The sequence below is a fragment of the Streptomyces sp. NPDC055013 genome (assembly GCF_053608645.1).
Window position 1 is genome coordinate 130,843 of record NZ_JBSGVW010000016.1, and the last position, 26,557, is coordinate 157,399.

Consider the following 26,557-nt stretch of genomic DNA (forward strand, 5'->3'; position numbering starts at 1 on the left):
CGTTGTGGCGGGTGGCGGCCATGTTCCGTCCACCTTCTTCCTTCTCTCGGGTGCCGACAGCGCCGCCAAAGTCGCATGGGACCGAGAAGGAATTAGTACGACAAGCCGACTAATCAATCACTTCACTCTTGAGGGGGATTTATTAGTCCATTTGCTCGGAAAAACTATTCCGGCCCTTTACTCTGCATTACGATCCGTTTACCGACTGTTGATGCATCCCGCCGCTGCACGCCGTGACCACACGGCCGCCGACCCGACCCCTCGCCGAAGAGCGGGGGACCACCAGATCCGCGACCGCGCTGCCCCGGAGGAGACGGGAAAACATGTCAGCCTTCGTCCCCACCCGCACCGACGAACCAAGCCGAGAGAAGCACCTCCACGAACCCCACAGCCCGCCCCCGACCAGGCGGCCCCGCCACCGCATCGCGGGCGCCGACGTGTCGGCCTCGATCGCGGTCTTCCTGATCGCACTCCCCCTGTCCCTGGGCATCGCCCTCGCCACGGGCGCGCCCCTCCAGGCCGGCCTCGTCGCCGCGGCCGTCGGCGGGATCGTCGTCGGCTATCTCGGCGGCACACCGCTCCAGGTCAGCGGCCCCGCGGCCGGCCTCACGGTCGTCACCGCCGAGCTCATCCAGAGATACGGATGGCGGACGACCTGTGCCATCACCGTCCTCGCCGGCCTCGCCCAACTCGGCCTCGGCTTCGTGCGCGTGGCACGCTCCGCACTCGCTGTCAGCCCGGCCATCGTGCACGGCATGCTCGCCGGCATCGGTGTCACCATCGCCGTGGCCCAGCTGCACATCGTCCTCGGCGGCACCCCGCACAGCTCGGTCCTCGACAACATGCGTGAGCTACCGGCCCAGTTGGCCGGCGTGCATGCAGCCGCCCTGTCGGTGAGCGCGCTGACCCTCGCCCTGCTGTTGGCCTGGCCCCGGATTCCCGGCCGCACGGGCGGGCTCCTGCGCAAGGTGCCGGCCCCGCTCGTCGCCGTCGCCGTCGCCAGCACAGCCGCGTCCTTCGCCGGGCTCAGCCTGCCCAAGGTCGACCTGCCGTCCTGGAGCAGCCACGCGCTGGCCGCACTCCCCGAGGGCCCGGTCCTCGGCCTGGTCGCCGCCGTGCTGACCATCACGCTGGTGTGCAGCGTGCAGTCGCTGCTCGGTGCGGTCGCCGTGGACAAGCTGGTCGCCACGCGGCCGGAGCAGTCCGCCCGTGTCGGGCGCTCCGACCTGGACCGTGAGCTGCTCGGTCAGGGCGCCGCCAATGTCGTCTCCGGCGCGCTCGGCGGGCTGCCCATCGCCGGGGTGGCCGTACGCAGTTCCGCGAATGTGCAAGCCGGTGCCGTCAGCCGGAACTCCACGATGCTGCACGGCGTTCTCGTAGTAGTCGCCGCGTTGCTGATGGTCCCGATCCTGGAGCTCATCCCGCTCGCCTCGCTCGCCGCCCTGGTGATGGCCGTCGGCATCCAGATGGTGTCCCTGCACCACATTCGCACGGTGACCCGCCACCGAGAAGTGCTGGTGTACGCCATCACCACCCTCGGCGTGGTGTTCTTCGGCGTCCTTGAGGGCGTGACGCTGGGAATCGCCATGGCCGTCGCCGTCGCCCTGCACCGCCTCACCCGCACCCGCATCACGCACGACGAGAAGGAAGGAGTCCATCACGTACATGTGAGAGGCCAGTTGACGTTCCTCGCGGTGCCACGGCTCAGCCGGGCCCTGCATCTCGTACCCCAAGGCGCGCAAGCCGTGGTGGAGTTGGACGGTTCGTTCATGGACCACGCGGCGTACGAGTCACTGCAGGACTGGCAGAACACGCACACCGCCCACGGCGGCTCCGTCGAGCTGATCGGACGCAGATCCGGGGTTCGGATCGGTGAGCCGACAGGACCGGTCGGTCTCCATCTCGACGGGACGGGCACGACCGAGTCGGCCGACTGCCGTTGCCACCCCTGGACTGCCTGGCGCAACCACCAGTGCGAGATCCCGGAGTCCGTCACGTCCCGCGACGGAGAGCCTGGGCAAGCGCAGGCGATCGCGACCGACGGCAGCGACGAGGCAGGTGCGTCCAGCAACACGGGAGCCTCTGGCTGCACAACAGCCCCTGGCCACACCGGCGCCACCGACGGCACCGACGGCACCGGCGACCCCGACACGATCGGCGGTGTCGGCAGGACCGACGGCACCGGAAGCCCCACCGGATCCGCCCGCCCCGACGAGAGCGGGGTCGACGGGGCGGCAAGGGCAGACAGGGTCGGCGCGGGCAGCGAGGTCCGCGGGATGGCGGGCGGCACCGACGGGAGCCGGCCGAGCGGCCGTCAACTGGCCCGAGGCATCAGCGCGTTCCAGCGCAACACCGCGCCCCTGGTGCGGGGCGAGCTGGCGCGGCTGGCGCGGGAGGGGCAGCAGCCTTCCCAGCTGTTCCTCACCTGCGCGGACTCACGAGTGGTCACGTCGATGATCACCTCCAGTGGTCCGGGCGACCTGTTCGTGGTGCGCAACGTGGGCAACCTCGTTCCGCTGCCCGGCCAGGAGAGCGGGGACGACTCGGTGGCGGCCGCGATCGAGTACGCGGTGGACGTGCTGGAGGTGCGGTCCGTCACGGTGTGCGGGCACTCCGGGTGCGGGGCCATGCAGGCGCTGCTCAACGCCGAACCGGACGGCCCGCGGGCCCCGCAGACCCCGCTCAGGAGGTGGCTGCGGCACGGGCTGCCGAGCCTGGAGCGGATGTCCGACGAGGACCGGCCGTGGGCCAGACTCGCCGGGCGGGCCCCGGCCGATGCGGTCGAACAGCTGTGCCTGACCAATGTGGTCCAGCAACTGGAGCACCTGCGAGCGCACGAGTCGGTGGCCCGGGCCCTGCGGGAGGGGGCGCTGGAATTGCACGGGATGTACTTCCACGTGGGCGAAGCACAGTCGTATCTGCTCGCCGAGGAGGGTGAGGAGGGTACGGACGACGTGTTCGACCACGTGGGAGTGGCGGATCTGTCGGCGTGATGCGGGGAGGTGAGCGCGGCCCCGTTCGGTGCGGGGCCGCGCTTCTCGTTGGCTGCGGTTCGCGTGGGCCGGGTTCACCTGGGAGGGGCCAGACCCGAGCGGGGCCGAGGCCCCACGGAGCGGCATTCCCGCGGATCGGCGTTTCGCCTGGACCGGGCTGGAATGTGAAAGGGATTACAGACCTGAACCGCGTCCGGTCGGCGCCCGTGGGAACGGATGACCCCGGCGCGTTCATCTCGACACCCGAAAGCACCTCCGGGCCACTTCCGGGCCCACCCGCCGACAGGTCTAAACCAATTTTCCGTCGACCCTTGTCATCGGGCCCCCGGGTCTGATGAGCTGTGGCCTGGGACACAACGGACACCCTGGGAAAGGGAGATGTCGTGAGCAACGAAAGCCTGGCCAACCTGCTCAAGGAAGAACGCAGGTTCGCACCCCCCGCCGACCTGGCCGCAGGCGCCAACGTCACCGCGGAGGCGTATGAACAGGCCAAGGCTGACAGGCTCGGTTTCTGGGCCGAGCAGGCCCGCCGGCTGACCTGGGCCAAGGAGCCTACCGAGACGCTGGACTGGTCGAACCCGCCGTTCGCGAAGTGGTTCAAGGACGGCGAGCTCAACGTCGCCTACAACTGCGTGGACCGGCATGTGGAGGCCGGGCACGGCGACCGGGTCGCCATCCACTTCGAGGGCGAGCCCGGCGACAGCCGCGCGATCACCTACGCCGAGCTCAAGGACGAGGTCTCCAAGGCCGCCAACGCCCTGCTGGAGCTGGGTGTTCAGAAGGGCGACCGGGTCGCGGTCTACATGCCGATGATTCCCGAGACGGCGGTCGCGATGCTGGCGTGCGCGCGCATCGGCGCCGCGCACTCCGTCGTCTTCGGCGGCTTCTCGGCGGACGCGCTCGCCACTCGGATCCAGGACGCCGACGCCAAGGTCGTCATCACCTCCGACGGCGGTTACCGGCGCGGCAAGCCGTCCGCGCTCAAGCCGGCCGTGGACGACGCGGTCGCGCGCGTGGAGAACGTCCAGCATGTGCTCGTCGTCCGGCGCACCGGTCAGGACGTCGCCTGGGACGACAGCCGCGACGTGTGGTGGCACGAGATCGTCGAGCGGCAGAGCGCCGAGCACACGCCTGAGGCGTTCGAGGCGGAGCACCCGCTGTTCATCCTGTACACGTCCGGGACGACGGGTAAGCCGAAGGGCATCCTGCACACCTCCGGCGGCTATCTCACCCAGACCGCGTACACGCACCACTCGGTCTTCGACCTCAAGCCGGAGACGGACGTCTACTGGTGCACCGCGGACGTCGGCTGGGTGACCGGGCACTCGTACATCGTGTACGGGCCGCTCGCGAACGGCGCGACGCAGGTCATGTACGAGGGCACGCCGGACACGCCGCACCAGGGCCGGTTCTGGGAGATCGTCCAGAAGTTCGGGGTGACGATCCTGTACACGGCGCCGACCGCGATCCGTACGTTCATGAAGTGGGGCGACGACATCCCCGCGAAGTTCGACCTCGGCAGCCTCCGGGTGCTGGGGTCCGTCGGTGAGCCGATCAACCCCGAGGCGTGGATCTGGTACCGCAAGAACATCGGCGGCGACCGCACCCCCATCGTGGACACGTGGTGGCAGACCGAGACCGGCGCGATGATGATCTCGCCGCTGCCGGGTGTCACGGAGACCAAGCCCGGTTCCGCGCAGACGCCGCTGCCCGGCATCGCCGCGACCGTCGTCGACGACGAGGCGAACGAGGTGCCCAACGGCGGTGGCGGCTATCTGGTCCTGACCGAGCCGTGGCCCTCGATGCTGCGCACCATCTGGGGCGACGACCAGCGGTTCATCGACACGTACTGGTCGCGGTTCGAGGGCAAGTACTTCGCCGGTGACGGGGCGAAGAAGGACGACGACGGCGACATCTGGCTCCTCGGGCGCGTCGACGACGTCATGCTCGTGTCGGGCCACAACATCTCCACCACGGAGGTCGAGTCCGCGCTGGTCTCGCACCCGTCCGTCGCCGAGGCGGCCGTCGTCGGTGCCGCCGACGAGACCACCGGGCAGGCGATCGTCGCCTTCGTGATCCTGCGCGGTACGGCGAACGCCGAGGACGAGGGCCTAGTCAACGAACTGCGCAACCACGTCGGCACCACGCTCGGCCCGATCGCCAAGCCGAAGCGGATCCTGCCGGTGGCCGAGCTGCCGAAGACCCGCTCCGGCAAGATCATGCGCCGACTGCTGCGGGACGTCGCGGAGAACCGCCAGCTCGGTGATGTCACCACGCTCACCGACTCGAGCGTCATGGACCTCATCCAGGCGAAGCTCCCGGCGGCGCCGAGCGAGGACTGAGCACGACCGCAGTCCGAACACGGCAGGGGACTGAGCACGACCGCGAAGGGCACCCGGCGTCAAACGCGCCGGGTGCCCTTCGCGTACGTACGGTGGAACTCGACGGATGCACCCCGACGCACCCTTAGGTAAACTAACCAAAAACAGCCTCACCCTCAGGTGCGCCGGGAAGTCTGGTCGGCATGTGTTCTGTCCTGCCCACCGACCGGAGGTCTTCCCCGTGGCCGCGTCCCGCACCACCGCTCCCGCCCGCAAGGTCTTCGCGCGGCTGTCCCTCCCCGAGCGGAACTTCGTCGCGGACGCGCTGCGCACCGAGACCGTCGGTGGTGTGCTGCTGCTCGTCGCCGCGATCGCCGCGCTGGTCTGGGTAAACGTTCCCGCACTGCACGACAGCTACGAGAGCGTCAGTCACTTCCACCTAGGCCCCGAAGCCCTGGGGCTGAATCTGTCCATCGAGCACTGGGCCGCCGACGGACTCCTCGCGATCTTCTTCTTCGTCGCCGGTATCGAGCTCAAGCGTGAGCTGGTCGCCGGCGATCTCCGGGACCCGAAGGCGGCCGTACTGCCGGTCGTCGCCGCGCTGTGCGGGATGGCGGTGCCCGCGCTGGTCTACACGCTGACCAATGTCACCGGGGCCGGCTCGTCGGCGGGCTGGGCCGTCCCGACCGCCACGGACATCGCCTTCGCGCTCGCCGTGCTCGCCGTCATCGGCACCTCCCTGCCGAGCGCCCTGCGCGCCTTCCTGCTCACCCTCGCCGTCGTCGACGACCTCTTCGCGATCCTGATCATCGCGGTCTTCTTCACCGACCGGATCGACTTCGCCGCGCTCGGCGGTGCCGTCGTCGGGCTGGGTGTCTTCTGGGTGCTGCTGAGGAAAGGCGTACGCGGGTGGTACGTCTACGTTCCGCTCGCCCTCGTCATCTGGGGGCTGATGTACAACAGCGGCATCCACGCCACCATCGCCGGCGTGGCGATGGGCCTGATGCTGCGCTGCACCCGTCGTGAGGGTGAGGAGCACTCCCCCGGCGAGCGCATCGAGCATCTCGTACGCCCGCTGTCGGCGGGCCTGGCCGTGCCGCTGTTCGCGCTGTTCAGCGCGGGCGTGGCAGTGTCCGGCGGTGCGCTCGGCGACGTGTTCGTCCAGCCGGAGACGCTGGGCGTGGTCCTCGGGCTCGTCGTCGGCAAGACGATCGGGATCTTCGGCGGCACATGGCTGACGGCACGTTTCACCAAGGCCTCGCTCAGCGACGACCTGGAGTGGGCGGACGTGTTCGCCGTGGCGACCCTCGCCGGCATCGGCTTCACCGTCTCGCTGCTCATCGGGGAGCTCGCCTTCGAGGGCGACGCCACGCTGACCGACGAGGTCAAAGCCGCCGTACTGCTGGGCTCCCTCATAGCCGCGACCCTGGCGACGGTGCTGCTGAAGGTACGGAACGCCAAGTACCGCACGATGGTCGAGGCCGAGGAGCGCGACGAGGACGAGAGCGGCATTCCGGATATCTATGAGGAGGACACTCCGGAGTACCACCTGCGGATGGCCGCCATCCACGACCGCAAGGCCGCCGAGCACCGCCGTATCGCCGAGGAGCAGGTCGCCGCACGCCACGCGCTTGCCGAAGTGGCGGGCGGGGCAGGCGAGGAGGAGCAGCGTCGGGCATGATCTGACGGGACGGCACAAAAGACGGAACCGCACCCAGTCAGGCAGAAGACGGAACCGTGACTACGAGGGAGACCCCGCGATGAGCGCACCCGACGGCAGCCCGGTCGGCGCCGAACGCAGCATCGGCCAGCTGTTCGCCTCGGCGACGACCGAGATGTCGGCGCTGGTGCACGACGAGATCGCACTGGCGAAAGCGCAGCTCAAGCAGGACGTCAAGCGCGGCGCGACGAGCGGCGGCGCGTTCACGGTGGCCGCCGCGGTGCTGGTGTTCTCGCTGCCGATGCTGAACTTCGCCCTCGCGTACGGCATTCGGACCTGGAGCGACTGGAACCTCGCGATCTGCTTCGTACTGTCCTTCGCGGCGAACGTCCTGGTTGCGCTCGTCCTCGCGCTGATCGGAGTCGTGTTCGCGAAGAAGGCCAAGAAGAGCCAGGGTCCGCAGAAGGTCGCCGCCTCGGTGAAGGAGACGGCGGGCGTCCTGCAGAAGGCCAAGCCGCATCCCCGTACGGCCCCGGCGACGGCACCGGAGCTGGAGGACCGGTCGCCCGCGGCCATCGAGGCTGTGGCACGCTCGTCGTCATGACGGATCCCGCCACCCCCTCGGCGCAACCTGCCTCGGTCGTACGACCCGATGGTCCCTGGACACACAGGGACGTGGCCGCCAATGGTGCGCGCTTCCACATCGCCGAGATGGGCGACGGCCCGCTGGTGCTGCTGCTGCACGGCTTCCCGCAGTTCTGGTGGACCTGGCGGCACCAGCTCGTCGCCCTCGCCGACGCGGGCTTCCGGGCGGTGGCGATGGACCTCAGGGGCGTCGGCGGCAGCGACCGCACCCCGCGCGGTTACGACCCGGCCAACCTCGCCCTCGACATCACCGGGGTGGTCCGCTCGCTCGGGGAGCCCGACGCCGCGCTGGTCGGACACGACCTCGGCGGCTATCTGGCGTGGACGGCGGCCGTGATGCGTCCCAAGCTCGTTCGGCGGCTCGCGGTCGCGTCCATGCCGCACCCGCGGCGCTGGCGCTCGGCGATGCTCTCGGACGTCAAGCAGACGAGTGCGAGTTCCTACATCTGGGGGTTTCAGCGACCCTGGGTTCCCGAGCGGCAGCTGACCGCCGAGGACGGGGCGCTCGTCGCGCGGCTGGTCCGGGACTGGTCGGGCCCGCGCCTGCCGGACGACGAGGCGGTGGAGACGTACCGCCGCGCGATCTGCATCCCGTCGACGGCGCACTGCTCCATCGAGCCGTACCGCTGGATGGTGCGCTCGCTGGCCCGGCCCGACGGTATCCAGTTCAACCGGCGCATGAAGCGCCCGGTGCGCGTCCCGACGCTGCATCTGCACGGCTCGCTCGACCCCGTGATGCGTACGCGCAGCGCGGCCGGCTCCGGCGAGTACGTCGAAGCGCCGTACCGCTGGCGGCTGTTCGACGGGCTCGGGCACTTCCCGCACGAGGAAGACCCGGTCGCTTTCTCCACCGAACTGATCAACTGGCTGAAAGATCCCGAACCCGATCGGTGACCGCGCCGACGCGCCCGGTATCCGGATCTGAACAGGTGTACTACGAACAGCCAATTGCCTGGCGCATAGGCCAATTGGGAGCCCTGGGGGCGGTTATCGACCTTGGGGCAGGGGCAGACGTCGGGGTATGGGCTGGACGCACGACTACAGTGACGCAGCACGCAATCGCCGCTCGGCCAATGGGCTGAGCTCCCACCAGCGAGGCACCGCCCCGCAGATGCCGGGCTCTGACCTACGGGTGGGCATTCCGCGCATTCTGCGCCGCCGGGCCCGCTGGGTCTCGGTGCGGCTGCGCCACCCGCGCACCTGACACCGGCCGCGCCCCGCGGCCCTGTTCCGGCACCCGGGACTACAGAGCGCAGCTGTCGCTGTCCACCTGCTGGTTGGCGGTACGCCCCTTGACGATGTCCTCCTGGATCTCGTCCGCGGTGAGCGCGTAGCCGGTCTCGGCGTCGTCGAGGGACTTGGCGAAGACCACGCCGTACACCTTGCCGTCGGGCGTGAGCAGCGGGCCGCCGGAGTTGCCCTGACGCACCGTCGCGTACAGCGAGTAGACGTCACGGCGCACGGTGCCGCGGTGGTAGATGTCCGGGCCGTTGGCCGGCAGGCGCCCGCGCACGCGCGCGGCACGCACGTCGTACGCCCCGTTCTCGGGGAAGCCCGCGATGATCGCGCTGTCGCCGCTCTCGGCGTCGGTGGCCGTGAACTGCAGTGCGGGCGCGTCCATGTCGGGCACGTCGAGTACGGCGATGTCGCGCTCCCAGTCGTAGAGAACGACGGTGGCGTCGTACTTCCTGCCCTCGCCCCCTATCTGGACGGTGGGTTCGTCGACGCCGCCGACGACGTGCGCGTTGGTCATGACGCGGCGGTCGGCGAAGACGAAGCCGGTGCCCTCCAGCACCTTGCCGCAACTCGTCGCCGTGCCCATGACCTTGACGATGGAGCGCTGGGCGCGGGTGGCCACCGGGCTGGCCGCCAGGGCCGGGTCGGGCGGCTTGACCTCGTTGATCGGTTCGTTCGAGAACGGGCTGAAGACCTGCGGGAAGCCGTTTTGCGCAAGGACCGTGGAGAAGTCCGCGAACCAGGTGTCCGCCTGGTCGGGCAGCGCCCGCGAGACGCCGAGCAGCACCTTGGAGCTACGGACCTCCTTGCCGAGCGTCGGCAGGGTGGTCCCGGCAAGGGCGGAGCCGATCAGCCAGGCCACCAGCAGCATCGCGACGACGTTGACGAGGGCACCGCCGGTCGCGTCCAGGGCGCGGGCCGGGGACCAGGTGATGTACCGGCGCAGCTTATTGCCGAGATGGGTGGTCAGGGCCTGGCCGACGGAGGCGCAGACGATCACCACGACGACCGCGACGACGGCGGCGGTCGTACTCACCTCGGCGTTGTCGGTCAGCGCGTCCCAGATGACCGGGAGGAGGTACACGGCCACGAGACCGCCGCCGAGGAAGCCGATCACCGACAGGATGCCTACGACGAAGCCCTGGCGGTAGCCCACGATCGCGAACCACACGGCGGCGACCAGCAACAGGATGTCCAGCACATTCACGGAGGCCACCCTGTCATGACCGCCAGTCGAGCGGGACCTGCTTGCTTCTGTCCCAGGGCCGCTCCCAGCCCGAGTAGTGCAGCAGACGGTCGATGATGCCGGCCGTGAAGCCCCAGACCAGGGCCGATTCGACCAGAAATGCCGGACCTCGGTGCCCGCTCGGGTGGACGGTCGTGGCGCGGTTGTCCGGGTCCGTGAGATCCGCCACGGGGACGGTGAAGACGCGGGCCGTCTCGTTCGGATCGACGACGTCGACCGGGCTCGGCTCGCGCCACCAGCCCAGCACGGGCGTCACGACGAAGCCGCTCACCGGGATGTACAGCTTGGGCAGGACGCCGAAGAGCTGGACGCCGCCGGGATCGAGCCCGGTCTCCTCCTCGGCCTCGCGAAGAGCTGCCCGCAACGGCCCGTCGGCCTGCGGGTCGCCGTCCTCGGGGTCGAGGGCGCCGCCCGGAAAGGAGGGCTGTCCGGCATGGGAGCGCAGTGAGCTGGCGCGCTCCATCAGCAGCAGCTCGGGCCCGCGCTCGCCCTCGCCGAAGAGGATCAGTACGGCCGACTGGCGCCCCGCGCCGTCCTCCGGCGGCAGGAAGCGGCTCAGCTGCATCGGCTCGACCGTCTCCACCACCCGCACCACCGGGGCCAGCCAGGCCGGCAGCCCTTCGTCGCTGAGCACCACCGGCCCGCCCTGTGTATCGCTCGCCCGCGTCATCGCCACCCCCCTCGTCCTGCCCGGTACAACGCCCGACGGCACCTAGATCGTTCCGGCCGACCCGCCCGCTCGCCCACCGAACGGCATCCCGTCCGCCCGGGGGCGGCCGTACGACCACACGCCGGCGGGTGCTCGAACGGTTCCGGGCGGGCCGTACGCATGCTTGCCGACCCTCGACCGGTCCGCGCCGAGCCCCCGACAGCCCGTCCGCTCGGCCGCGTCATCCGGCCCCCAGCGGCGGGGCCGGCTTGCCGCCCGCGTCGAGGTAGGACTGCGGAGGCTTGAGGCGCTGGCCGGGGAAGCCGCCCTTCTCGTACTTGAGGAGCTTCTTCGCCTTCTCGGGGTCGGTCTCGCCCTCGCCGTAGGCCGGGCAGAGCGGCGCGATGGGGCAGGCGCCGCAGGCGGGCTTGCGGGCGTGGCAGATGCGGCGGCCGTGCCAGATCACGTGGTGCGAGAGGTCCGTCCAGTCGCTCTTGGGGAACAGCGCTGCGATCTCGGCCTCGATCTTGTCGGGGTCCGTCTGCTCGGTCCACTGCCAGCGCCGCACCAGCCGCTGGAAGTGCGTGTCCACGGTGATGCCGGGACGGCCGAAGGCGTTGCCGAGGACGACGAAGGCCGTCTTGCGGCCGACGCCGGGCAGCTTGACCAGGTCCTCGAGCCGGCCCGGGACCTCGCCGCCGTGGTTCTCCACCAGCGCCTTCGACAGGCCCATGACCGACTTGGTCTTGGCCCGGAAGAAACCGCACGGTCGGAGGATCTCCTCGACCTCCTCCGGGTTGGCTGCCGAAAGGTCCTCCGGGGTGGGGTACTTGCCGAAGAGCGCGGGAGTCGTCTGGTTGACACGCAGGTCGGTGGTCTGGGCGGACAGGACCGTGGCGACCAGGAGCTGGAACGAGTTGTCGAAGTCCAGCTCGGGGTGGGCGTACGGGTAGACGTCGGCGAGCTCACGGTTGATACGGCGGGCGCGACGGACGAGGGCGGTGCGGGACTCGGCCGTGGGGGGCTTCGGGGTGACGGTCTTGACGGCGGAGGCGCCTTTCACCGAGGCGGTGGCCTTCTTGGGGACGATGGCCGGTTTCTTACTGATCGCCCTCTTCGTGCTCACCCTCGCCGCAGTCGTTTTCTTCGCGCTCGCCGTTTTCTTGGCGCTTGCCGTCTTCTTGGCGGGAGCGGCTTTCTTGGCAGGCGTGGCTTTCTTGGTGGCTGTCGACTTCTTGGTCGCTGTCGACTTCTTGGCGGCCGTCTGTTTCTTCACGTCCGCACCCTTCCCCACGCCCACGCCGGCTTCCTTCTTTGCGGGCACGGCCCGCGTGGCTGCCGCAGCCTTCTTCGAGGGCGCGGCCTTCTTCGCGCCCGTCGACGCCTCCACAGCACCCGGCTGCCTACCGCCCGCGGCCTTCTCCTCGGCGTCCGACTTCACCGCCGTTTTCTCGCCACGTGCCACCGCCGCACCCGGCGCCTTTTTCGCCGCTTTTGCCGTTTTCCGTCCGCCACCAGGGTTCTGTTCGCCCACAGCGGAATCGCGACGTACAACCACCCGCCCAGCCCCCTTGGCCTGTGCTCTCACCGGCGATTTGGACACCCGGCCAGCCTAAAGCCCGGCACTGACATCCGCCCCGGACCCTGAAGATCGGCCCCCAATTGGACCCCTGCCGCTTACCTCGGGACACCTGTGCGGCATCCTTGTGACAGATCACACTGTTTGGACCGTCCGGCAAAATGGGGAGCACGGCCCCCTGGTACGCGGGGGAGCGATCCCCTGAGCAGGTCGACAAGGAGAGAACTCGTGGACGACCCTCTGCGGCGCAATCCGCTCTTCGCGGCTCTCGACGACGAGCAGTCCGCGGAACTGCGCGCCTCCATGGGTGAGGTGACCCTCGCACGTGGCGACTCCCTGTTCCACGAGGGCGACCCGGGCGATCGGCTCTACGTCGTCACCGAGGGCAAGGTCAAGCTTCACCGGACGTCTCCCGACGGCCGCGAGAACATGCTGGCCGTCGTAGGCCCCGGAGAGCTCATCGGCGAGCTGTCCCTCTTCGACCCGGGCCCGCGCACGGCGACCGCCACCGCGCTGACCGAGGTCAAGCTGCTGGGCCTGGGCCACGGCGACCTCCAGCCCTGGCTGAACGCCCGCCCCGAGGTGGCCACCGCGCTGCTGCGCGCCGTCGCGCGCCGTCTGCGCCGCACCAACGACGCGATGTCCGACCTCGTCTTCTCGGACGTCCCCGGCCGCGTGGCACGCGCGCTCCTGGACCTGTCCCGCCGTTTCGGCGTGCAGTCCGAGGAGGGCATCCACGTCGTGCACGACCTGACGCAGGAAGAGCTGGCCCAGCTGGTCGGCGCATCCCGCGAGACGGTCAACAAGGCGCTGGCCGACTTCGCAGGTCGCGGCTGGCTCCGCCTGGAGGCCCGCGCGGTGATCCTGCTGGACGTGGAGCGGCTGGCCAAGCGCTCGCGCTAGGCACACCGAGTCAGCGCCAGGCGCATCTCGAGCCGTACGACGCCGGGGCCCCGTCTCTCCGTGAGGCGGGGCCCCGGCGCGTTTGCCTGCCCCCTGATCGGCCACCCCTCGAACATCCGCGCACCAGGAGATAGCCTCCGCCCATGGCAAACGGGCAGTGGTACCCACCGGAGTGGCCGGACAGAATCCGCGCGCTCGCGGAAGGAAGCCTCACTCCGGCTGCCCCGAAGCGCGCGGCCACCGTCATGCTGCTCAGGGACGCCGGCACCGGCCCGGCCGTGCACATGCTGCGCCGCCGCGCGTCCATGGCCTTCGCCGGCGGGGCGTACGCCTACCCGGGCGGCGGCGTCGATCCTCGCGACGAGCATCCGATCCGCTGGGCGGGCCCCACGCGCGCGTGGTGGGCGCAGCGGCTGGGCGTCGACGAGGCGGCGGCCCAGGCGATCGTCTGCGCGGCCGTGCGGGAGACGTACGAGGAGGCGGGCGTCCTGCTCGCCGGCCCGACCCCCGATTCCGTCGTCGGTGACACCACCGGCGAGGACTGGGAGGCGGACCGCGCAGCCTTGGTGGCCCGGGACGTGTCGTTCGCCGAGTTCCTGGACCGCCGGGGACTGGTGCTGCGTTCGGATCTGCTGGGCGCCTGGACCCGCTGGATCACCCCGGAGTTCGAACCCCGCCGCTACGACACGTGGTTCTTCGTCGCCGCCCTCCCCGAGGGCCAGCGCACCCGCAACGCCTCCACCGAGGCCGACCGCACGGTGTGGATCCGTCCCGCGGACGCCGCCGACTCGTACGACAAGGGCGAGCTGCTGATGATGCCGCCCACCATCGCGACGCTGCGCCAGCTGACCCCGTACGACAGCGCCGCTCAGGCGCTCGCCGCCGCTCCCGAACGCGACCTCACGCCCGTCCTGGCGCAGGCCCGCCTGGAGGACGGCGAGATCGTGCTGTCCTGGCCCGGCCACGACGAGTTCACCAAGCACATCCCGACCGGCGGAGCCCCCGCATGACCTTGCCCGCAGCACCCGCGGTTCCCGAAGCTCCCGCAGTGCCGACAGCCCTGGAAGGCCCCCTCGTATGACGGACGCAGCAGCCCTCCCCGGCCAGCCGCGAGGCGGGGTCCTCTCCGGCCCCGCCACCGCCCGCGCCGTCAACGTCCTCGCGCCCAACCCCTCCGCGATGACTCTGGACGGCACCAACACCTGGCTGCTGTCCGAGCCCGACTCGGACCTCGCCGTCGTGGTCGACCCGGGCCCACTGCACGAGGGACACCTGCGCAACGTCGTCGACACGGCCGAGAAGGCCGGCAAGCGCGTCGCCCTGACGCTGCTCACCCACGGCCACCCGGACCACGCCGAGGGCGCCGTACGCTTCGCCGAACTGACCGGCACACACGTGCGTGCCCTCGACCCGGCGCTGCGGCTAGGCGACGAGGGGCTCGGCGCCGGAAACGTGATCGACATCGGCGGCCTGGAGTTGCGGGTCGTCCCGACGCCCGGCCACACCGCCGACTCGCTCTCCTTCCACCTCCCCGCCGACCGGGCCGTCCTGACCGGCGACACGATCCTGGGGCGCGGCACGACCGTCGTGGCGCACCCCGACGGCCGCCTAGGCGACTACCTGGACACCCTGCGGCGGCTCCGGTCCCTCACGGTCGACGACGGCGTGCACACCGTCCTCCCGGGTCACGGCCCCGTCCTCGAGGACGCCCAGGGCGCCGTCGAGTTCTACCTCGCCCACCGCGCCCACCGCCTCGCCCAGGTCGAGACGGCCGTCGAGGACGGCTACGGCACGCCGGCCGAAGTCGTCGCCCACGTGTACGCGGACGTGGACCGCTCCCTGTGGCCCGCGGCCGAGTTGTCGGTACGGGCGCAGCTGGACTACCTGGAGGAGCACGGGCTCATCTAGGCGAGCCGGCCGAGGGCCGCCCCTGAGCGTCGTCAGTCGGGCCGGGGGGCTTTGACGCCGTGCACACGCGCGTACTCCTGCTCAAGCCAGGGGCCGAGGTCCTCCACGTACGACCGGAGGACAGCCGCGTCTCCGGTCGGCTCCCGCCCGAGCAGGGCCGCGCTCCGCATCTGCTCGGCCCGCGCGGGATAGTACGAGCCGAATGCGTCCGCCATCTCCACCAGATCGCTGGTCCACCCGCCCCAGCGCGGCATGACGAGCGTGAACCCGGTCCGCACCAGATGCCGCGACATGAACCGGACGAGCGGCCGTCGGGCGTCATCGCTGTCGTCGGCGCCGGCGATCCGCGCCCGCCAGCGAGGCAGCAGGAGGCCGAGATCGCCGTTCGTCTCGCGCGCGAGCAGCGAGTCGGGCCGGTAGCGCGGCAGATACTCGGCGAGATCGTCCCCCAGAAGGGGCGTGCACAGACAGGCGACGAACCACCCGCCGTCGTACCGCTCCAGGTCACTCAGCAGCTGCCCGCGGCTGCACAGCAGCGTTCCCGCCCCGTCGATCTGCGCGAACTCCTTGTCCAGCCCCTCGTCGAGCCCGCGCGCGTCCGTGCGGTCCGTCTCGGTCGGCTCCTCGCGCAGGGCGACCAGCAGATCCAGGTCGCTGCGCCCCAAGCGCGCGGTGCCGCGCGGAATCGACCCGTAGAGGTAGGCGCTGTGCAGCCGTGCCCCGAACACATCCAGCAGGCGGTCGCGCGCGGCGGCGACGACGGGACGGAACGCATGGGGGACGCGCCCGAGCGCCCCTTCGCGCGCGATGTACCCCTGGGCGTCCAGCCCGCTTCGGAGGACGGTTTCGGCCATGGGGCCACTGTGCCCTGCCGGGAGGGCGGCGTGCCGCTCATTTACGGTGCCGTTCAGCGATGTTCAGCCGCTCCGGGCGGCGGCCGGCACCCGGCGGTGGGCAGCCTCGACAGCCGCACCGCCGAAGGCCTGCGCCAACGCCTACGCCTGCGTGAGCTCCACCTGGAGCTCGACCTCCACCGGCGCGTCCAGCGGAAGCACGGCCACGCCGACCGCGCTGCGCGCGTGGACGCCCTTGTCGCCCAGGACCTGGGCGAGGAGTTCGCTGGCGCCGTTGAGGACGCCGGGCTGGCCGGTGAAGTCCGGGGCCGAGGCCACGAAGCCCACCACCTTCACCACGCGCGCGACACGGTCCAGGTCGCCCGCCACCGACTTCACGGCCGCGAGGGCGTTCAGGGCGCACGTGCGGGCGAGGTCCTTGGCCTCCTCGGCGGTGACCTCGGCGCCCACCTTGCCGGTGACCGGGAGTTTGCCCTCCACCATGGGCAGCTGGCCGGCGGTGTAGACGTACACCCCGGACTGGACGGCCGGCTGGTACGCGGCCAGCGGAGGCACGACCTCCGGCAGCGTCAGGCCCAGCTCGGCGAGCTTCTCCTCGACCGCGCTCACGCCTGCTTCTCCCGCTTCAGGTAGGCCACGAGCTGCTCGGGGTTGTTCGGCCCGGGCACGACCTGGACGAGCTCCCAGCCGTCCTCGCCCCAGGTGTCCAGAATCTGCTTCGTGGCGTGGACGAGCAGCGGCACGGTTGCGTATTCCCACTTGGTCATGTGGCCGACTTTATCCGCTGCCCGGCGCGGGCCATGCGGCCGACCGCGGTCACGTTGTCCACAGGCTGTCGCGTAGCTTGCGCACCGACTGGTTAGGCTCGAAGACGTGAGCAGGCTCCAGGTCGTCAGCGGCAAGGGCGGGACCGGAAAGACCACGGTCGCCGCCGCGCTCGCGCTCGCCCTCACCACGGAGGGGAAGCGGACGCTTCTCGTCGAGGTCGAGGGCAGGCAGGGCATCGCGCAGCTCTTCGAAACAGAGGCGCTGCCTTATGAGGAGCGGAAGATCGCCGTCGCTCCTGGGGGCGGGGAGGTGTATGCCCTCGCCATAGACCCCGAACTGGCCCTTCTGGACTACCTCCAGATGTTCTACAAGATGGGCGGTGCGGGCCGGGCCCTGAAAAAGCTCGGCGCGATCGACTTCGCCACCACCGTCGCGCCGGGGCTGAGAGACGTACTCCTGACCGGCAAGGCGTGTGAGGCCGTGCGGCGCAAGGACAAGGCCGGCCGGTTCGTCTACGACTGTGTCGTCATGGACGCCCCTCCCACCGGGCGCATCACCCGCTTCCTCAACGTCAACGACGAGGTCGCCGGGCTCGCCCGGATAGGGCCGATACACAATCAGGCACAGGCCGTGATGCGCGTGCTGAAGTCGGCCGAGACGGCCGTGCACCTGGTCACGCTGCTGGAGGAGATGCCCGTCCAGGAGACCGCGGACGGGATCGCCGAGCTGCGTGCCGCGCGACTGCCGGTGGGGCGGATCATCGTGAACATGGTGCGGCCCGAGGTGTTGGACGCCACCGACCTGGAACTCGTACGCAGTGTGCCGCGTGCCGCCGTCGCCAAGTCGCTGTCCTCCGCCGGGCTCGGCGGGGCACGGCGCGGCGGGAACGCCGAGCGGCTGGTGGACCCGCTGCTGGCGCAGGCCGACGAGTACGCCGAGCGGTACGCGCTGGAGCAGGAGCAGCGGGCGGTCCTGGACGAGTTGGGGCTGCCGGTGCACGAACTGCCGCTGCTCGCCGAGGGCATGGACCTGGCGGGCCTGTACGAACTCGCGGGCGAGCTGCGGGAACAGGGACTGTCATGAGTCCGTTCACCAGGCAGGACACGAGTCCGAACAGCCGGCGGGAGCGGCACGCCGTACGGCGGGATCGGCACGTCGTACGTCAGGACCGTCAGCGTCGGAAGCAGGGGATGTCATGAGCCGTCCGGAATCCGCCCAGGCGCCCGACGCCGCGCGCGCCTCTCACCTGTCCCCCACGCGCGTGCTCGACCTCGACCCGCTGCTCGACGACCCGAAGACCCGCATCGTGGTGTGCTGCGGCTCGGGCGGCGTCGGCAAGACCACGACCGCGGCGGCGCTGGGACTGCGGGCCGCCGAGCGCGGGCGCAAGGTGGTCGTGCTCACCATCGACCCGGCCCGCCGGCTCGCCCAGTCGATGGGCATCGACTCCCTGGACAACACCCCGCGCCGGGTGAAGGGCGTCGAGGGTGAGGGCGAGCTGCACGCGATGATGCTCGACATGAAGCGCACCTTCGACGAGATCGTCGAGGCGCACGCGGACCCCGACCGGGCGTCCGCGATCCTGGGCAACCCCTTCTACCAATCGCTCTCGGCGGGCTTCGCGGGCACGCAGGAATACATGGCGATGGAGAAGCTGGGCCAGCTGCGCGCCCGGGACGAGTGGGACCTCATCGTCGTCGACACGCCGCCGTCCCGCTCGGCGCTGGACTTCCTGGACGCGCCCAAGCGGCTCGGCTCGTTCCTGGACGGCAAGCTGATCCGCGTCCTGCTGGCCCCGGCCAAGGTGGGCGGCCGCGCGGGGATGAAGTTCCTGAACGTCGGCATGTCGATGATGACGGGCGCGCTGGGCAAGCTGCTCGGCGGTCAGCTGCTGAAGGACGTACAGACCTTCGTGGCCGCGATGGACTCCATGTTCGGCGGGTTCCGTACGCGCGCGGACGCGACGTACAAGCTGCTCCAGGCGCCCGGGACGGCGTTCCTGGTGGTGGCCGCGCCGGAGCGGGACGCGCTGCGCGAGGCCGCGTACTTCGTGGAGCGGCTGGCCGCCGAGGACATGCCGCTCGCCGGTCTGGTGCTCAACCGGGTCCACGGCAGCGGCGCCGACCGGCTGTCGGCCGAGCGGGCGCTCGCCGCCGCGGAAAATCTTGAAGAGACCGGCATTGTGGATCAGGAGGGCGGGAAAGCTGGACTTCGTAACTCCCCTGACACGTACGACAGTTCAGAATCAGTCGCATCCGAATCGCCCGCTTCCGACGAACCGGCTCCCGAAGAACCGGTTCGCGACGCAGGCTCCCCCGCCGCTCCTGAGGCAGGCTCCCCCGCCCCCGACACGGAGCGCACCGCAGCCACGGACGTGCCGCAGCCCGTCACTCCGCAATCCGCCACCGGCGCCGATGCGCCGGGCCCGGCGCATGTGGAGCGGTCCGTCGACCAACTCACCACAGGTCTGCTGAGGCTGCACGCCGAGCGCATGCAGCTGCTCACTCGTGAGCAGCGCACGCGTGACCGCTTCACCTCACTGCATCCCGAGGTGGCCGTGGCCGAAGTGGCCGCGCTGCCCGGCGATGTGCATGACCTGGCAGGACTGCGGAACATCGGAAACCGGCTCGCGGCCCATAAGCCGGAGCTGCCCGACCCCGCGGCCGGCACCTGAGGGAGTTCCGGGAGGAGACCTCTTGGTCCCCTCCGCCCTGGCCCCCTCAGCTCACCGCCGCGAAGTCCTCGTACACCTGGTCGTCGTCGAGCGGCAGGATGCCCGCGCCCCGCTCGTACTCCGAGCGCGCGGTCTCCAGCAGCCGCCGCCAGGAGGTCACGGTGGGCCGCCTGCGCAGCAGCGCACGGCGCTCCCGCTCGGTCATTCCTCCCCACACGCCGAACTCGACGCGGTTGTCCAGCGCGTCCGCCAGGCACTCCGTGCGCACCGGGCATCCGGTGCACACCGCCTTGGCCCTGTTCTGCGCTGCTCCCTGAACGAACAGTTCATCCGGATCGGTAGTGCGGCAGGCCGCCTGCGCACTCCAGTCGACTACCCAGCCCATACCGGCGCCGTCCTCTCCCGAATCGAGGCTCCCCCACGGCGGCAGCGGCATATTCACCGCCGCCAGTTGAGGACGTTACGGAAGGTGGGCACAGCGCAACACCCCCTTCGGGCCCAATCTTGAATGGCCCGAACGGACTATGCGTAAGCGGCAGATCACCCGGGGGAGTGAGCTGGCGACATGCGTGACTTTCCCGACAAACCAGGACAGTTCAGTTGAGTCACAACGGACGCCGGATGACACACAAGGCGGATTCGGACACGCCCCCACCAAAAAATGTGGGGAACCTCCGGAACGATTCGGGGTCGCCGGACGTATTGATACGTGGTCGCACTGCTGTGACAGTTGAGAGCAGCTTAGGCCAACGCCTGCGTGCCTGTCCGGCGAATGGGCCGCATCCATGAGTGAGCTCTGCTCGCGCACGGTGGGCCTCGGTTCGCTCATCTCTACGGTTTAGGCTGCCCCCATGCCAAAGAAGCGCTCGGGCGGTGGTCTGTCGCCAACGCAACAGGCCGCCAAGTTCCTCGGTGTCAGTGTGCTCGCGGGAGCCGTGCTGGCCGGTATCGCGTTGCCCGCCGTCGGCGCGCTGGGGCTCGCGGCCAAGGGTTCGGTCGAGAGTTTCGACGAGCTCCCGGTCAGCCTCAAGACACCGCCACTGAGCCAGCGCACCACGATCCTGGACACCAAGGGCGCCCAGATCGCCTCGGTCTACTCGCGCGACCGTACGGTGGTCGACCTCAAGGACATCTCGCCGTACATGCAGAAAGCGATCGTCGCGATCGAGGACGCCCGCTTCTACCAGCATGGCGCGGTCGACCTGAAGGGCGTCCTGCGCGCCCTCAACCGCAACGCGCAGAGCGGCGGCGTCACCGAGGGCGCGTCCACGCTCACCCAGCAGTACGTGAAGAACGTCTTCGTCGAGGAGGCCGGCGACGACGCGACGAAGGTCGCGCAGGCCACCCAGCAGACCCTCGGCCGCAAGATCAAGGAGCTGAAGTACGCGATCCAGGTCGAGGAGGAGCTCGGCAAGAAGAAGATCCTCGAGAACTACCTGAACATCACGTTCTTCGGCCAGCAGGCGTACGGCGTCGAGGCCGCCTCCCAGCGTTACTTCTCCAAGTCCGCCAAGGACCTCGAACTCCAGGAAGCGGCCCTGCTCGCCGGCATCGTCCAGTCGCCGAGCCGCTACGACCCGGTCAACGACGAGGCCGAGGCCATCAAGCGGCGCAACATCGTCCTGCAGCGCATGGCCGACGTCGGCGACGTCTCCCGGGCGGAGGCCGACGAGGCGAAGGAGGCGCCGCTCGGCCTGAAGGTCAGCAAGCCCAACAACGGCTGCATCACCGCGGTCAAGGGCGCCGGGTTCTTCTGCCAGTACGTCGAGAAGGTCTTCCTCAGCGACCCGGTCTTCGGCAAGAACCGCGAGGCCCGCGCCAAGATCTGGAACCGCGGCGGCCTGACCATCACGACGACCCTCGCCCCACAGGCCCAGGAGTCGGTCCAGGCCTCGCTCAAGGACCACGTCAACCAGGACGACAAGGTCGCCGCCGCGACCACCCTCGTCGAGCCCGGCACCGGCAAGATCCTCGGCATGGGCCAGTCGAAGCCGTACGGCTACGGCAAGAACGAGACCGAGTACAACTACTCGGTCGACGCGGCCTACGGCGGCTCCAACTTCGGCTTCCCGACCGGTTCGACGTTCAAGCCGTTCGTCGCGGCGGCCGCCCTGGAGGAGGGCCGCCCGCCGACGCAGGAGTACGCGTCACCGTACGAGATGGAGTACCCGAGCCCGGTCCAGACGTGCGACAGCAAGCCGTGGACCAACCTGAAGGGCGAGAAGCTGGAGAACGAAGCCGAGTCGGAGCGCGGCCCCTACCGCCTGAGGAAGGCGATGGAGCTGTCGGTCAACACCTACTTCGTGCAGATGGTCGCCGACATCGGTCTGTGCCCGGTGGTCAACATCACCGACAAGCTGCAGGTCCGGCAGGGCAACGGCGACAAGCTCCCGGAGACCCCCTCCGTCACCCTCGGCTCGATCGGCCTCTCCCCGCTGACGATGGCGAGCGCGTACGCCGCCTTCGCCTCCCGCGGCATGTACTGCACGCCGATCGCCATCGAGTCGATCTCGCAGAAGGTCGGCGGGGAGCAGAAGTCGCTCGAGGTGCCCAAGTCGACGTGCTCGCGGGCGATGTCCGAGCAGACCGCGGACACCATCAACACCCTGCTCCAGGGCGTGGTCGACTCCGGCACGGGCAAGGAGGCCGGTCTCACCAACCGCCAGAGCGCCGGTAAGACGGGTACGACGGACGAGCGCCGCAACGCCTGGTTCGTCGGCTACACGCCGAACCTCTCGGGCGCCGTCTGGGTCGGCAGCGCCACCCAGAAGGTCAAGATGCGGAACATCTTCATCGGCGGCCAGTACCACGACCTGGTCTACGGCGGCCGGGTCCCGGGCCCGATCTGGCGCGACGCGATGAACGGCGCCCTCGACGGCAAGCCCGACGAGAACTTCAACACCGTCCACATCCCGGAGGACAAGCCGGACCGTGGCCGCGGTGACGAGGACGAGGACGGCGACGAGAACGGCAACGACGACGGGAACAACGGCGACGAGTTCATCGGCGGCCTGATCGGCGGCGGGAACAACAACGGCGGCGGCAACAATGGCGGCGCGGACGGCGGTACGTCCCCGGAGCCCTCCTTCTCGATCCCCGAGGGCTGGTGGCAGGGGCAGTCGAACGGGGGCGGCACCGGGGGGCGTGGCTGACGCGGCCTTGAGAAAGGGGACGGCCCCTGTCCTTTCGTACGAAGGGACAGGGGCCGTCTGTCGTCCGAGGCGGAGCGGTTGGTGGCCACACCGGCCGCCCGCCGTGTCGTAGGTGTCAGCCGGCGAGCAGCTTCTTGACCACCGCGGCCACGCGGCCGCCCTCCGCCAGGCCCGCCACCTTCGGGTTCACGATCTTCATGACGGCGCCCATGGCCCGCGGGCCCTCGGCGCCGGCCGCCTTGGCCTCCTCGACGGCCTGGGCGACGATCTGGTTCAGCTCGTCGTCGCTGAGCTGCTTCGGCAGGTACGTGGCGAGGACCTCGCCCTCCGCCTTCTCCCGCTCGGCGGACTCGGCACGACCACCCTGCGCGAAGGCCTCGGCCGCCTCACGGCGCTTCTTCGCCTCGCGAGTGATCACCTTCTGCACCTCGTCGTCAGAGAGCTCGCGCTTCTCCTTGCCCGCGACCTCCTCCTTGGTGATCGCGGCGAGCGTCAGCCGGAGCGTCGAGGAGCGGAGCTCGTCGCGCTCCTTGATCGCGGCGTTGAGGTCTTCCTGCAGCTTCGACTTGAGCGTGGTCATGGCGTCGATTGTCGCAGGTGTGGGGCAGGGAACGCCCCTTGATTTCAAGGGGCGTGCACGGCGATGCCGTACCCGGGGCGGCAGGGTACGGGGACTTCGCCGGTCTGACACGATGGTTGTATGCGCGCGCGATACGGAGTACCCCTGGGCATCACGGCGGTTGGCGCCGCCGGTCTGTTGTATTCGGCGGGTTTCGAGGCCCGTTCCTTCCGCCTGCGACGGGTGACGGTCCCCGTCCTGCCCGCGGGCATGCGTCCGCTGCGCGTGCTCCAGGTCTCCGACATCCACATGGTCGGCGGCCAGCACAAGAAGCAGCGCTGGCTGCGCTCGCTGGCGGGCCTGCGCCCGGACTTCGTGATCAACACCGGCGACAACCTCTCCGACCCGGAGGGTGTGCCGGAGGTACTGGACGCGCTGGGTCCGCTGATGCAGTTCCCGGGGGCGTACGTCTTCGGCTCGAACGACTACTACGGCCCGAAGCTGCGCAACCCCGCCCGCTACCTGCTGGAGAAGGCCCAGGGCCGCCACGGCCTGAACGGCAACGCACCCGCCGTCGGCGCGATCCACAACCCCTGGGAGGACCTGCGCGACGGCTTCGACGCCGCGGGCTGGCTCAACCTCACGAACACGCGCGGGACGCTGAAGGTCGAGGGCGTGTCGGTGGAGCTCACCGGCCTCGACGACCCGCACATCAAGAGGGACCGCTACGAGCGGGTGGCCGGGGGCCCGTCCGGCGCCGCCGACCTCGCGCTGGGCGTGGTGCACGCGCCGTACCTGCGCGTCCTGGACTCCTACACGGCCGACGACTACCCCCTGATCCTGGCCGGCCACACCCACGGCGGCCAGCTCTGCATCCCCTTCTACGGCGCCCTGGTCACCAACTGCGACCTCGACACGGACCGCGTGAAGGGCCTGTCCACGCACACGGCGGAGGGCCGTACGTCCTACCTGCACGTCTCGGCAGGCTGCGGCGCGAACCGCTACACGCCGTTCCGGTTCGCTTGCCCGCCGGAGGCGACGTTGTTGACGTTGGTGGGGCGGGAGTAGGGGCCGGTGATGCGGGTGGGGCGGGAGTGAGGGTGGGGCCGGAGTAAGGGACGGGTGGGCCGGAACAAGGGTCAGGGTGGGCCGGAGTGAAGGGCGGGTGGGCCTGGGCACAGGGCGGGGTGCAGCCATCCGGCCGCTCGGCGTAGCCCACACGGACCACCCGTATCGCCCGTTTTGCCCATCCTGCTTAGCGTGAGGGCATGACAGCCCCGATACCCAGGGACATCCCGGACCTCCCCGCGATACCGGGCATCCCCGCGCTGCTGCCGTCCCACGTCCCCGCCACCGCGGTGGTGGCCCCCGCCCGCCGCCCCCTGGCAGCCGTGTACCGTCTGCTGGTCGCCCTGGTCGCGGCCGCGGCGGTCGCCGTCGAACTGACCCTCGGCAGCCCGGTGCGCATCCTGAGCCACTTCGCTATCCAGGCCAACATCCTGCTGGCCCTGGTCTTCATCCTCTCGGCCCGCCGCGCCTGGACCGCCCGCCGCCCCCTGCCCTCCGCACTGACGGGCGCCACGCTGCTCTACGCCCTGGTCACGGGCCTCGTCTACCACCTGCTGCTGGCCAACGAGTCGAGCCCTTACGCCCTCCCCGGCGTCCTCACGGGCGCGGCCACGGACCCCACGGGCTGGCACGCGCTCACCACCCAGGTCCTGCACACGGCAACACCCATCGCGGCCCTGCTGGACTGGCTGCTCCTGACGGCCCCGGGCCACCTGCACCTGCGCCCGGCGGCGACCTGGCTGCTGTACCCCCTCACCTACCTGGCGCTCACCCTCACCCGAGGCGAACTGCTCGCCTCCGGCACACCGGCCCGCTACCTCTACCCCTTCCTCGACGTGGCCCGGCACGGCTACAAGAGCGTCCTCGGCAACGCCCTCCTCATCGGCCTCGCCATCTACGCCCTGGCCATCGCCCTCGTGGCCCTCGACCACGCCCGCCCCAACCCCATCCGCCACCGCGTCCACCAACGCACGAAAACCGGATTTCGTCTCCAGCCACCGGTGGGCTAAAGTAAACGACGTCGCCGCGACAGCAGCGACATCGGGGTGTAGCGCAGCTTGGCAGCGCGCTTCGTTCGGGACGAAGAGGTCGTGGGTTCAAATCCCGCCACCCCGACAGAGAAACACCAGATCAGGCCCGGTCTCCTTCATCAGGGACCGGGCCTGATTCATTTTCCTGAGTGCCTGGGGAGTGGATCAAGGAAACTCCCGGACCGTGAGTCCACGCACGCCATGCTGGAAGCACCACCGGCCGGCCCCCAGTCCAGTACCACGACCATGCGGCCGTGATGGGGCTGCGGCGGGGAGCCGCAGAGGCAGACCCCGCACGCTGTACCGCATCCGGTACACCCTGCCGTGATGGCGCTGCGGCCGGACGCCACAGACCAGGTAGCCGTCGTCTTCTTCAGGACCAGCAATTCCTTGGTGCCGTGATGGCGCTGCGGCCGATGACTGCAGAGACAACAGGGAGCGGCGCGTGGCGGCGCCGACCTTGCGGAAGCCGCGATGGTGCTGCGGCCGAGAGCCGCAGAAACAGGGGGTGCCCGACACCAGCGTTGGTGATGGCGATCGTGCCGCAATTGTGCCGCGGCCAGCGGCCACAGAGACAGCCTGGCGGTGGCAATCCTCGTACGGCATCCCACCAACCGTGATCGTGCTGTCGTCGGTAGCCACAGAAAGTACCTTGGGATGTGAGTGAGCTCCGTCGTCAAGGAGAAAGCTTCAATGAGGCCGCGGCCGGAGCCACAAAGGCAGAGTCGGCTTCCTGGTCCTCGCCCGGGATCTTCGACGTGTCGTGATTGGTGCTGCGGCCGAGAGCCACAGAGACAGACGCAGCAGGTCGGAGCGGAGCGACTCCGGGATGAGACCGTGATGGTGCTGCGGCCGGAAGCCGCAGAAATCAGGAGCCAGCTTGTTCACAACAGGACCGGCCACAATGTGGCCGTAATGGGGCTACGGCCGGGAGCCGCAGAGCCAGTCGTATCGGCGGTAAGGGCCTCGTGCCGCAACTGCGGCCGTAGTGGTGCTGCGGCCGGAAGCCGCAGAGACTGTCGTCCAGGCACGGACATACGCGAGGCTGCCGTTCCCGCAGAAGAGGTCGTGGGTTCAAATCCCGCCACCCCGACATTGAAACACCAGGTCAGGCCCGATCTCCTTCATCAAAGACCGGGCCTGATTCGTTCTTCTGAGTGACTGGGGAGTGGATCAAGGAAACTCTGGGACCGCGAGTCCACGAGCGACACGTCGGAAGGCGCCACCGGCCGGCCTCAAGTCAAACGACGGACTGAGTACCACGCCAACGGGGCCGCATAGGACTGCGGCAGGGAGCCGCAGAGACCGAAC

The 26,557-nt window shown here is 69.9% G+C and carries 22 protein-coding genes and 1 tRNA gene; 15 read left to right on the forward strand and 8 right to left on the reverse strand.

Going from position 1 to position 26,557, the window contains the following annotated elements:
* The first annotated feature begins 323 nt into the window (after positions 1 to 323).
* The 6 genes from ACWGDB_RS21755 (at position 324) to ACWGDB_RS21780 (ending at position 8,823) form a co-directional block, all read left to right on the forward strand.
* On the forward strand, positions 324 to 2,993 hold the full coding sequence (locus tag ACWGDB_RS21755; protein WP_453823898.1) for a SulP family inorganic anion transporter: 2,670 nt from the start codon (positions 324 to 326) through the stop codon (positions 2,991 to 2,993).
* 383 nt (positions 2,994 to 3,376) lie between these two features.
* The gene (gene acs / locus ACWGDB_RS21760; protein WP_453823899.1) at positions 3,377 to 5,335 is read left to right on the forward strand and encodes an acetate--CoA ligase; all 1,959 of its coding nucleotides are present in this window, start codon (positions 3,377 to 3,379) and stop codon (positions 5,333 to 5,335) included.
* A 220-nt stretch (positions 5,336 to 5,555) separates the two neighbouring features.
* Positions 5,556 to 6,995 (forward strand): Na+/H+ antiporter NhaA, encoded by a 1,440-nt coding sequence (nhaA, locus tag ACWGDB_RS21765; RefSeq protein ID WP_453823900.1) that lies wholly within the window; start codon positions 5,556 to 5,558, stop codon positions 6,993 to 6,995.
* 79 nt (positions 6,996 to 7,074) lie between these two features.
* Positions 7,075 to 7,578, forward strand: coding sequence for a phage holin family protein (locus ACWGDB_RS21770; protein WP_453823901.1), 504 nt, complete (start codon positions 7,075 to 7,077; stop codon positions 7,576 to 7,578).
* Positions 7,575 to 8,513, forward strand: a complete 939-nt coding sequence (locus tag ACWGDB_RS21775; protein ID WP_453823902.1) for an alpha/beta fold hydrolase — start codon at positions 7,575 to 7,577, stop codon at positions 8,511 to 8,513. The genes ACWGDB_RS21770 and ACWGDB_RS21775 overlap by 4 nt, the downstream gene beginning before the upstream one ends.
* 127 nt (positions 8,514 to 8,640) lie before the next feature.
* On the forward strand, positions 8,641 to 8,823 hold the full coding sequence (locus ACWGDB_RS21780) for a hypothetical protein (protein ID WP_453823903.1): 183 nt from the start codon (positions 8,641 to 8,643) through the stop codon (positions 8,821 to 8,823).
* Positions 8,824 to 8,862: 39 nt separating this feature from the next.
* Here ACWGDB_RS21780 and ACWGDB_RS21785 read toward each other — a convergent pair whose 3' ends face one another.
* The 3 genes from ACWGDB_RS21785 to nth form a co-directional block, all read right to left on the reverse strand.
* Positions 8,863 to 10,062, reverse strand: coding sequence for a MarP family serine protease (locus ACWGDB_RS21785; RefSeq protein ID WP_453823904.1), 1,200 nt, complete (start codon positions 10,060 to 10,062; stop codon positions 8,863 to 8,865).
* A 13-nt stretch (positions 10,063 to 10,075) separates the two neighbouring features.
* Positions 10,076 to 10,771, reverse strand: coding sequence for an NUDIX hydrolase (locus ACWGDB_RS21790; protein ID WP_453823905.1), 696 nt, complete (start codon positions 10,769 to 10,771; stop codon positions 10,076 to 10,078).
* Positions 10,772 to 10,991: 220 nt separating this feature from the next.
* A complete protein-coding gene (gene nth, locus ACWGDB_RS21795; protein WP_453823937.1) occupies positions 10,992 to 12,026 on the reverse strand; it encodes an endonuclease III in 1,035 nt (344 codons plus the stop codon).
* A 531-nt stretch (positions 12,027 to 12,557) separates the two neighbouring features.
* On the opposite strand from nth, the gene ACWGDB_RS21800 reads away from it, so the two are divergent.
* From ACWGDB_RS21800 to ACWGDB_RS21810, 3 genes are all read left to right on the forward strand, one after another.
* Positions 12,558 to 13,232, forward strand: a complete 675-nt coding sequence (locus ACWGDB_RS21800; RefSeq protein WP_453823906.1) for a Crp/Fnr family transcriptional regulator — start codon at positions 12,558 to 12,560, stop codon at positions 13,230 to 13,232.
* A 143-nt stretch (positions 13,233 to 13,375) separates the two neighbouring features.
* Positions 13,376 to 14,242 (forward strand): NUDIX hydrolase, encoded by an 867-nt coding sequence (locus tag ACWGDB_RS21805; RefSeq protein WP_453823907.1) that lies wholly within the window; start codon positions 13,376 to 13,378, stop codon positions 14,240 to 14,242.
* A 67-nt stretch (positions 14,243 to 14,309) separates the two neighbouring features.
* Positions 14,310 to 15,140 carry an MBL fold metallo-hydrolase gene (locus ACWGDB_RS21810; RefSeq protein WP_453823908.1) on the forward strand — a complete coding sequence of 277 codons (831 nt, stop codon included), beginning with the start codon at positions 14,310 to 14,312 and terminating at the stop codon, positions 15,138 to 15,140.
* A 32-nt stretch (positions 15,141 to 15,172) separates the two neighbouring features.
* Here the strand turns inward: ACWGDB_RS21810 and ACWGDB_RS21815 are convergent, their stop codons facing one another.
* The 3 genes from ACWGDB_RS21815 to ACWGDB_RS21825 form a co-directional block, all read right to left on the reverse strand.
* Positions 15,173 to 15,994 (reverse strand): nucleotidyltransferase domain-containing protein, encoded by an 822-nt coding sequence (locus ACWGDB_RS21815; protein WP_453823909.1) that lies wholly within the window; start codon positions 15,992 to 15,994, stop codon positions 15,173 to 15,175.
* Between the two features lie 141 nt (positions 15,995 to 16,135).
* A complete protein-coding gene (locus tag ACWGDB_RS21820; RefSeq protein WP_383610498.1) occupies positions 16,136 to 16,603 on the reverse strand; it encodes a RidA family protein in 468 nt (155 codons plus the stop codon).
* Positions 16,600 to 16,761: a DUF4177 domain-containing protein gene (locus ACWGDB_RS21825; RefSeq protein ID WP_003975360.1), complete on the reverse strand. Its 162-nt coding sequence runs from the start codon at positions 16,759 to 16,761 to the stop codon at positions 16,600 to 16,602. The genes ACWGDB_RS21820 and ACWGDB_RS21825 overlap by 4 nt, the downstream gene beginning before the upstream one ends.
* Positions 16,762 to 16,867: 106 nt before the next feature.
* Between ACWGDB_RS21825 and ACWGDB_RS21830 the strand changes: the two genes are divergently transcribed.
* Both ACWGDB_RS21830 and ACWGDB_RS21835 read left to right on the forward strand, forming a co-directional pair.
* Positions 16,868 to 17,845 carry an ArsA-related P-loop ATPase gene (locus tag ACWGDB_RS21830; RefSeq protein WP_453823910.1) on the forward strand — a complete coding sequence of 326 codons (978 nt, stop codon included), beginning with the start codon at positions 16,868 to 16,870 and terminating at the stop codon, positions 17,843 to 17,845.
* A gap of 112 nt (positions 17,846 to 17,957) precedes the next feature.
* Entirely contained in the window at positions 17,958 to 19,436 is a 1,479-nt protein-coding gene (locus ACWGDB_RS21835; RefSeq protein ID WP_453823911.1) for an ArsA-related P-loop ATPase, read from the forward strand.
* Positions 19,437 to 19,482: 46 nt separating this feature from the next.
* On the opposite strand, the gene ACWGDB_RS21840 is transcribed toward ACWGDB_RS21835, so the two are convergent.
* A complete protein-coding gene (locus ACWGDB_RS21840; RefSeq protein ID WP_328425258.1) occupies positions 19,483 to 19,821 on the reverse strand; it encodes a WhiB family transcriptional regulator in 339 nt (112 codons plus the stop codon).
* Positions 19,822 to 20,287: 466 nt separating this feature from the next.
* Between ACWGDB_RS21840 and ACWGDB_RS21845 the strand changes: the two genes are divergently transcribed.
* On the forward strand, positions 20,288 to 22,588 hold the full coding sequence (locus ACWGDB_RS21845; RefSeq protein ID WP_453823912.1) for a transglycosylase domain-containing protein: 2,301 nt from the start codon (positions 20,288 to 20,290) through the stop codon (positions 22,586 to 22,588).
* 115 nt (positions 22,589 to 22,703) lie between these two features.
* On the opposite strand, the gene ACWGDB_RS21850 is transcribed toward ACWGDB_RS21845, so the two are convergent.
* Positions 22,704 to 23,168: a GatB/YqeY domain-containing protein gene (locus ACWGDB_RS21850; protein ID WP_383610488.1), complete on the reverse strand. Its 465-nt coding sequence runs from the start codon at positions 23,166 to 23,168 to the stop codon at positions 22,704 to 22,706.
* 120 nt (positions 23,169 to 23,288) lie between these two features.
* On the opposite strand from ACWGDB_RS21850, the gene ACWGDB_RS21855 reads away from it, so the two are divergent.
* The 3 genes from ACWGDB_RS21855 to ACWGDB_RS21865 all read left to right on the forward strand — a co-directional run bounded on the left by ACWGDB_RS21855 (position 23,289) and on the right by ACWGDB_RS21865 (position 25,331).
* Complete coding sequence (locus tag ACWGDB_RS21855; RefSeq protein WP_453823913.1) at positions 23,289 to 24,215, forward strand: metallophosphoesterase; 927 nt, start codon at positions 23,289 to 23,291, stop codon at positions 24,213 to 24,215.
* 200 nt (positions 24,216 to 24,415) lie between these two features.
* On the forward strand, positions 24,416 to 25,225 hold the full coding sequence (locus ACWGDB_RS21860; RefSeq protein WP_453823914.1) for a Pr6Pr family membrane protein: 810 nt from the start codon (positions 24,416 to 24,418) through the stop codon (positions 25,223 to 25,225).
* Positions 25,226 to 25,257: 32 nt separating this feature from the next.
* Positions 25,258 to 25,331, forward strand: a tRNA-Pro gene (locus ACWGDB_RS21865).
* Positions 25,332 to 26,557 lie beyond the last annotated feature (1,226 nt).